This is a genomic window from Streptomyces sp. YS-3 (genome assembly GCF_045257485.1).
GTDB lineage: Bacteria > Actinomycetota > Actinomycetes > Streptomycetales > Streptomycetaceae > Streptomyces.
Genome location: NZ_JBJHPC010000371.1, coordinates 1 through 7,275, shown reverse-complemented (window position 1 = coordinate 7,275; position 7,275 = coordinate 1). Strand labels below are relative to the sequence as shown.

At 73.9% G+C, this 7,275-nt stretch carries 5 protein-coding genes; 2 read left to right on the top strand and 3 right to left on the bottom strand.

Annotated features, from left to right (window positions below; genetic code table 11):
- The 3 genes from ACJA3G_RS25355 to ACJA3G_RS25345 all read right to left on the bottom strand — a co-directional run.
- Nucleotides 1–1,314: coenzyme F420-0:L-glutamate ligase (locus tag ACJA3G_RS25355; protein ID WP_406555358.1), on the bottom strand; the 1,314-nt coding region annotated here is incomplete at its 3' end.
- Entirely contained in the window at nt 1,311–2,267 is a 957-nt protein-coding gene (gene cofD, locus ACJA3G_RS25350; protein ID WP_406555357.1) for a 2-phospho-L-lactate transferase, read from the bottom strand. The genes cofD and ACJA3G_RS25355, both read right to left, overlap by 4 nt.
- 13 nt (nt 2,268–2,280) lie before the next feature.
- On the bottom strand, nt 2,281–2,790 hold the full coding sequence (locus ACJA3G_RS25345) for a cysteine dioxygenase (protein WP_406555356.1): 510 nt from the start codon (nt 2,788–2,790) through the stop codon (nt 2,281–2,283).
- Between the two features lie 668 nt (nt 2,791–3,458).
- Between ACJA3G_RS25345 and ACJA3G_RS25340 the strand changes: the two genes are divergently transcribed.
- Together ACJA3G_RS25340 and ACJA3G_RS25335 are read left to right on the top strand one after the other, a co-directional pair.
- Entirely contained in the window at nt 3,459–3,722 is a 264-nt protein-coding gene (locus ACJA3G_RS25340; RefSeq protein ID WP_067159810.1) for a WhiB family transcriptional regulator, read from the top strand.
- Nucleotides 3,723–3,899: 177 nt separating this feature from the next.
- A partial coding sequence (locus ACJA3G_RS25335; protein ID WP_406555355.1) for a glycosyltransferase family 2 protein occupies nt 3,900–7,275 on the top strand: 3,376 nt, incomplete at its 3' end.

The window sequence follows — 7,275 nt, the reverse complement described above, 5'->3', positions numbered from 1 at the left end:
CTCCCTCGGCGCCTCCGCGGCCCGCCCGACCGCCACCGCGCCCATCGGGTCCCAGTGCGCGGGCAGCTCCAGGACCTCCCGTACGACCTCGCGGCAGAACATCGTGGACGACACCCACGCCGAGCCGAGCCGCTCGGCCGCCAGCGCCACCAGGAAGTTCTGTACGCCCGCGCCCATGGCGACCACGAACATCTCGCGCTCGGCCGCGTCCCGGCGCGCGTCGCCGTAGGTGTGCGAGCCGTCCATCACCAGGCACGGCACCACCAGGTACGGCGCGTCGCGCAGGACCTGGCCGCGGCGCACCCGCTTGGCGATGAACTCCTCCGACTTGCCGTCGCGCCGCAGATCGGCGATCCACGCGTCCCGCATCGCGTCCAGCAGCCGGGTGCGCGACCGCTCGGACTCCAGCAGTACGAACCGCCAGGGCGTGGTGTGGTGCGGCGCGGGCGCCGTGACGGCCGCGGCCACCGCGCGGCGCACCGCGCCGGGGTCCACGGGCTCGTCGGTGAACGTCCGGACCGTACGCCGCTGGGTCACCGCCGTCCGTATCGCCTCCGAGGTGCCGAGGCGGAACATGTCGTCGGCCGCGTCCCGCACCAGCGCCCGGGCACCTTCGGCACCACCGCCACCATCTGCCCCGCCCGCCGCGACCAGGTGCGCGAGGCCGCTGACCACCGCGACCGGGAAGCCGGCCGCCTTGCCCTTGACCAGGTCGCCCGCCCCGGCCAGCTCGTCGGCGCTGGCCACCACGGTCGCGCTGAGCTCGTTGCCGTACGTGTCCGTGCCGCCGCGCAGGTCGTCGAGGACGCGCACGCCCGCGGCGCCGATCGCCACATCGGTGAGCCCCGCGCGCCACGGCCGTCCGAACGTGTCCGTCACCAGGACGCCCACCTCGACCCCGAGCGCGGCCCGGATCCCGGCCCGGATCGCCTCGGCCGAGGCGTCGGGGTCCTCGGGGAGCAGCAGCACGGTCCCGGCGGGGGTGTTGGAGGCGTCCACGCCGGCCGCGGCCATGACGAGGCCCTGCCGGTTCTCCACGATGCGCAGGGCGCCGCGCCGGGCCACCACCCGTACCGTCTCGGCGTCGATCGCCGCCTCCCGGTCCGCCGCCTCGACGATCCGGCCCTCCGCCTTGGAGACGATCTTCGAGGTGACCAGCAGGACGTCCCCGTCCGCGAGGCCGGGCGCGGCGGTCGCGATGAGCTTGGCGAGATCGTCCCCGGGCCGCACTTCCGGTATCCCGGCCACGGCCCGTACCCGGTACGAGGGCGGGGCGCCCGCGCCCTCCGGGGCCGCGGTGACGTCGGCCGTCATGCGCGCACCTCCTCCGCCAGCGTCAGCGCCTCGCGCGCCATCGCGGTCGTCGCGTCCAGGTCCGTCATCATCAGCGGCACCGCGCGGCAGCGGATGCCCGCGGCCTCGACCCGCTCCACCGCGGCCCGGTCGGCGGTGTCGACCAGCCAGCCGTCCAGCAGCCCCGAGCCGTAGTGCTCGGCGACCGCCGCGGCCGTCGACTCCACGCCGACGGCGGCCAGCACCTTGTCCGCCATGCCCCGCACCGGCGCGCCCCCGACGATCGGGGAGAGCCCGACCACCGGAACGCCCGCCTCCGCGATGGCCTCGCGGATGCCGGGCACGGCCAGGATGGTGCCGACGCTGACGACCGGGTTGGACGGCGGGAAGAGGATCACGTCGGCGGCGGCGATGGCCTCCAGGACGCCCGGCGCGGGCTTGGCCTGCTCCGCCCCGACCGGCACCACCGCGGTGGCGTCGAGCGACGCCCGCAGCTTCACCCAGTACTCCTGGAAGTGGATGACCTTCCGCTCCCCGTCGGCCTCGACGGCCACATGCGTCTCGACGCGGTCGTCGGACATCGGGATCAGCCGGACGCCCGGCTGCCAGCGGGCGCAGAGCGCCTCCGTCACCGCGCTCAGCGGATAGCCCGCGCCGAGCATCTGCGTACGGACGATGTGGGTCGCGAAGTCGCGGTCGCCCAGGCCGAACCACTCGGGTCCCACCCCGTACGCCGCGAGCTCCTCCTTGACGTGGAAGGACTCGTCGGTCCGGCCCCAGCCCTGCTCCTCGTTGATGCCACCGCCCAGGGTGTACATCACCGTGTCGAGGTCGGGGCAGACCTTCAGCCCGAACAGATGGATGTCGTCACCGGTGTTGCCGACCACCGTGATGTCCGCGTCCGGCGCGGCCTGCTTGAGGCCGCGCAGGAAACGGGCACCGCCGATGCCGCCGGCCAGAACCACAATGCGCATGGACAGCAGTCTGTCAGGCGGTCACGACATCGTGGGCGGCGGCTGTGGACAGAGCGGACTGGCTCTGGTGCATCGGCATGTCGGTCAGGCCCGGGTAGTACACGTGCAGGCTGACGGCCGGCTCCAGCGAGTCGTTGACGACCTCGTGGACATAGCCGGGCGCGAAGACGCGCTGGGCGCCGGCGGCCAGCGCGCGCGTGCCGCGTTCGGTGCGCTCGCTCAACTCGCCCTCGAGCACGGTCAGTACCCCCGAGGAGGCGCCGTGGTCGTGCAGTCCGCTGCGCTGCCCGGGCACCCAGGACAGCAGCCACACCTCGTAGCCGGGCCCGGTGCGCAGCCGGTGGTACCAGCGGCTGGTGGCGTCGTACTGGACGAGCGGCGCCCACTGCGCCCGGTCGGCCGCGATGGAGCGGGCCAGGCCGACGAAGTCGGCGACGGTCGCGGGGTGCTCACGGGCGGGCTGGAGGAGGTGCAGGACCTCGAAGAGGTCGCCGGCGATCTGCAGGTCGCTGTCGCTGTTCATGGGTGCGGTGGTTCCTCGGCAGGGACTCGGTGACGAGTGCGGGGTGTCGCGAATGCGTGTGCGCGCGGATGCGCGAGGGCCCGGAGGGCCGGACGGAACACGGGGAGAGCCGGAGCGCTACGGCATCAACAGCTGGAACAGCAACAGCGCGCCTGGACAGCGCTGCGGAACCCACGGACGTGGGTCGCGAAGAGCGCTGCGGTGGCTGGCATGGACTCAAAGGTGACCAAGAAGAGCCGAGCTGTCAACTCAATACCCGATTTGGGTGCAATGTTTCACCTCATCCGGTTACGGGGCCCGGAGAAAGGTTTGTGCACGGCCGGTGCCGGAGATGTGGCGCTGCAACCGCATCGGCAAACACCGCGGCGCCGTCGTGACCGGACTGTGATCCCAATCGCTTCCGCCGTCGGAACGCAACAAGATCGATTTTGGATTCGTCTTCTCTGGGCAGGTGAGGGAGGTGCGATTGGGCCATTGGCATGTGTCATGGTTTTTGCCGATTTGAACACTTTCCGTATAGGCTTGGTTCCGCAGAGTGAATACGGGGCCCAATAGCAGATCTCAGCTTGACTGGCCCGGATCCACACACTTGTAATTTCACTCGTGTCGTTCGGCCGAAATCGGTAACGGCAGCATCACGGGGCAGCAAAGACAGACGAGGGGTGCACATGACCGAGGTGTTCCAGGAGCTGCTGGTCGACGATGTGGACGAAGAACTCGGCTGGCAGGAGCGCGCGCTGTGCGCCCAGACCGACCCCGAGTCCTTTTTTCCGGAGAAGGGCGGCTCCACCAGAGAGGCCAAGAAGGTCTGCCTCGCCTGCGAAGTCCGCTCCGAGTGCCTTGAATACGCCCTCGCGAACGACGAACGTTTCGGCATCTGGGGCGGACTGTCCGAACGGGAGCGCCGCCGCCTGAAGAAGGCGGCGGTCTAGTTTTTTCGGGGCCTTTGCCCCCTGAGGTCCCCCTCCGGGACCCCTCCGGCTCCACCCGGCCTCCGCAGGCGGCGGACCGCCGTGTTCCTCAGCCATTAGTGTGGGGCGCTGCCAGTCAGCACAGCAGCCTCCGGGGCCCCCAACCCCCGGACCCCGGCCGGAGGGGCCCGTACCTCGATGTCCGTGCACAGCCAGTCGACGGCCCCGTACTCCGAGGCCGCGGCATCACCGCTCGTTTCCGCCCACGCACCCGAGTTCCCGCGACACGTCGTCACCGCCGTGCTCGTCTCGCACGACGGCGCGCGCTGGCTCCCCGACGCCCTCGCCGGTCTCCTCGGCCAGGAACGCCCCGTACAGAGCGCGTACGCGGCCGACACCGGCAGCGCCGACGACTCCGCCCGCCTGGTCACCGAGGCCCTCGGCGACGAGCGCGTCCTGCACCTCGCGCGCCGCACCGGCTTCGGCGCCGCCGTCGACGAGGCCGCCCGCACCGCGCCGGTGCTCGGCCCCGAGGAACTCCCGTACCTGAAGCGGCCCAGCGGCTGGGACCCGGTCTCGCGCAGCTGGCGCGACGACAGCTACGACCTGCCCGAACTGCCGCACGGCGAGCCCGTGCAGTGGCTCTGGCTGCTGCACGACGACTGCGCCCCCGCGCCCGACGCCCTCGCCGAACTGCTGCGCGTCGCCGACTCCGACGCCCACGCCGCGATCGTCGGCCCCAAGCTCCGCGGCTGGTACGACCGCAAGCAACTGCTCGAAGTGGGCGTCTCCATCGCCCGCAGCGGTCGCCGCTGGACCGGCCTGGACCGGCGCGAACAGGACCAGGGGCAGCACGACCAGGTCCGCCCCGTGCTGTCCGTCTCCTCCGCCGGCATGCTGATCCGCCGCGACGTGTGGGAGGAGCTCGGCGGCTTCGACCGCCGGCTGCCGCTGATGCGCGACGACGTCGACCTGTGCTGGCGCGCCCACGCCGCCGGCCACTCCGTCCTCGTCGCCCCCGAAGCCGTCGTCCGGCACGCCGAGGCCGCCGCCCGCGAGCGCCGCACCGTCGACTGCGCGGGCCGCTCCGCCGTCGACCCGCACCGCGTCGACAAGGCGGGCGCCGTCTACACGATGCTCGTCAACTCCCGCCCCGCCGCGCTGCCCTACGTCTTCCTGCGCATCCTCGTCGGCACCGTCCTGCGCACCCTCGCCTATCTGCTGGGCAAGGCACCCGGCCAGGCCGTCGACGAGATCATGGGCCTGTCCGCGACCCTGCTGCGGCCAGGCCGGATCCTCGCCGGACGCAAGAGACGCGGCAAGGCGGCGGTGGAGGCGAGCGAACTGCGCCCGCTCTTCCCGCCCCCCGGCGCCACCGTCCGCGCCACCGTCGAACAGGTCGCCTCCAGCTTCGGCGCGGACACCGACGACACCGGCGGCTCCCGGCACGGTGCCGTCGAGTCCGGCCCCGGCGGCGACGACGCCGACTTCCTGGAGATCGAGCAGTTCGCGCGGCTCAAGAAGATCGCCCGCAAACCCGCGCCCGTCCTGTTCGCCCTGCTCCTGCTGATCTCACTGGTCGCCTGCCGCGAACTGCTCGGCGGCGGCGCCCTCTCCGGCGGCGCCCTGCTGCCCTCGCCCCCGGGCGTCGGCGACCTGTGGGGCCGCTACGCGGACGCCTGGCACCCCGTCGGCACCGGCGGCACCCAGACCGCGCCGCCCTACCTCGCGGCCATCGCCGCCCTCGCCGCGCTCTGCTTCGGCTCCACCGGCTTCGCCCTGACCCTGCTGCTGGTCTGCTCGGTCCCGCTGGCCGGTCTCACCGCCTACTTCGCCTCCCGCCCGCTCGTCGAGTCGCGCCTGCTGCGCGCCTGGGCGGCCGTCGCCTACGCCTTCCTGCCCGCCGCCACCGGCGCCCTCGCCACCGGCCGTCTGGGCACCGCCGTCCTCGCCGTCCTCCTGCCGCCCATCGCCCGCGCCGGCGTCACCGCCGCGGGCCTGCGCGGCGACGGCCGCGGCTCCTGGCGCGCCACCTGGACGTACGCGCTGCTGCTCACCGCCGCCATGGCGTTCACCCCCGTCGTCTGGCCGCTCGCCGTGCTGCTCGGCCTCGCCGTCCTGGCGCTGCGCCGCGACGACCTCACCGCCTACGGCCCGCGCTTCCTCGCCGCCGTCGGCACCCCCCTCCTGATCCTCGCCCCCTGGTCGCTGACCCTGCTCACCGGCCCGTCCGGCTTCCTCCACGAGGCCGGTCTGGAGTACGGCAAGGGCGCGGCCTCCGCGCTCGACCTGCTCGGCGCGAGCCCCGGCGGCCCCAAGACGGTCGGCGGACTGCTTCTCGTCGGCTTCGTGCTGGCCGCGCTCGCCGCGCTGCTGCGCGGGGAGCGGGAGTTCGCGGTCCGCACCGCCTGGGCCGTCGCCCTCACCGGCTTCCTCTTCGCCGCCCTCTCCAACAACGACGGCTGGGCCGGCCCCGCCACCCTCGTCTACGGCCTCGCCCTGATCGCCGCCACCGTGCTCGGCGCCGAGGGAGCCAAGGAGCGCGTCGCCGCCCACGGCTTCGGCTGGCGCCAGCCGGTCGCCGCGCTGATCGCCCTGGCCGCCGCGGTCGCCCCGCTGATCGCGGCGGGCGGCTGGATGCTGCGCGGCGCCGACGGGCCGCTGGAGCGCCGCGACCCGGTGCAGGTGCCCGCCTTCGTCGCCGAGGAGAGCGGCACCCGCGACCAGGCCCGCACCCTCGTCCTGGGCGGCACCTCGCCCGCCAAGGTCTCCTACACCCTGGTCCGCGGCTCCGGAGGCCGCCTCGGCGACGCCGAACTCGCCGCCTCCGGCGGCAGCGACCCGCGCCTGGACAAGGTCGTCGCCAACCTGGTCGCCGGCTCCGGCGCCGACCAGTCCTCCCAGCTCAGCGGCTTCGCCGTGCGCTATGTGCTCGTACGCGACGGAGCCCCCCGCGCCTTCGGGCGCGTCCTGGACACCACCCCCGGCCTCAGCCGGCTGAGCCAGCTCGACGGCAGCGCCCTGTGGCGGGTCGACCGGCAGGTGGCCCGCGCGGTCATCATGCCGCCCGCCGCCTCCGCCGCCGCGGGCTCGGCGCAGCCGGGCGCCGCCGAGCCGGTGGCCGTCGCCGCCGACCCGGTCGACGTCCACACCAGGATCCCGGCCGGAGCGGACGGCCGCGTCCTGCGCATCGCCGACCGGGCCGCGCCCGGCTGGACCGCGACCCTCGACGGCAAGCCGCTGAAGAAGACCACCGTCGACGGCTGGGCCCAGGGCTTCCAACTGCCCGCGGCCGGTGGCCGCCTGGACATCACCTACGACGCCCCCTTCGCCCACACCGCGTGGATCTGGGCCCAGTCCCTCCTCGCCCTGGTGCTCGTCGTACTCGCCCTGCCGGGCCGGCGCCGCCGGATCGACGACGACCTGCCCGAGGAGGAGCAGCCGGTGCTGCCCCCCGCCCGCGACGGGGAGGGCCGCCGTGCCCGCCGACTGCGCGCCCAGGCGGAGGCCGAGGCGACCGGAGCCGACCCGTCCGCCGACCCGTCCGCGGAGTCCGACGGCCCGGCCGGCCAGG

Coding starts and splice junctions, on each gene's coding strand:
- cofD (WP_406555357.1), bottom strand. CDS start 2,267: ATGCGCATTGTGGTTCTGGCCGGCGGCATCGGCGGTGCCCGTTTCCTG.
- ACJA3G_RS25340 (WP_067159810.1), top strand. CDS start 3,459: ATGACCGAGGTGTTCCAGGAGCTGCTGGTCGACGATGTGGACGAAGAA.
- ACJA3G_RS25345 (WP_406555356.1), bottom strand. CDS start 2,790: ATGAACAGCGACAGCGACCTGCAGATCGCCGGCGACCTCTTCGAGGTC.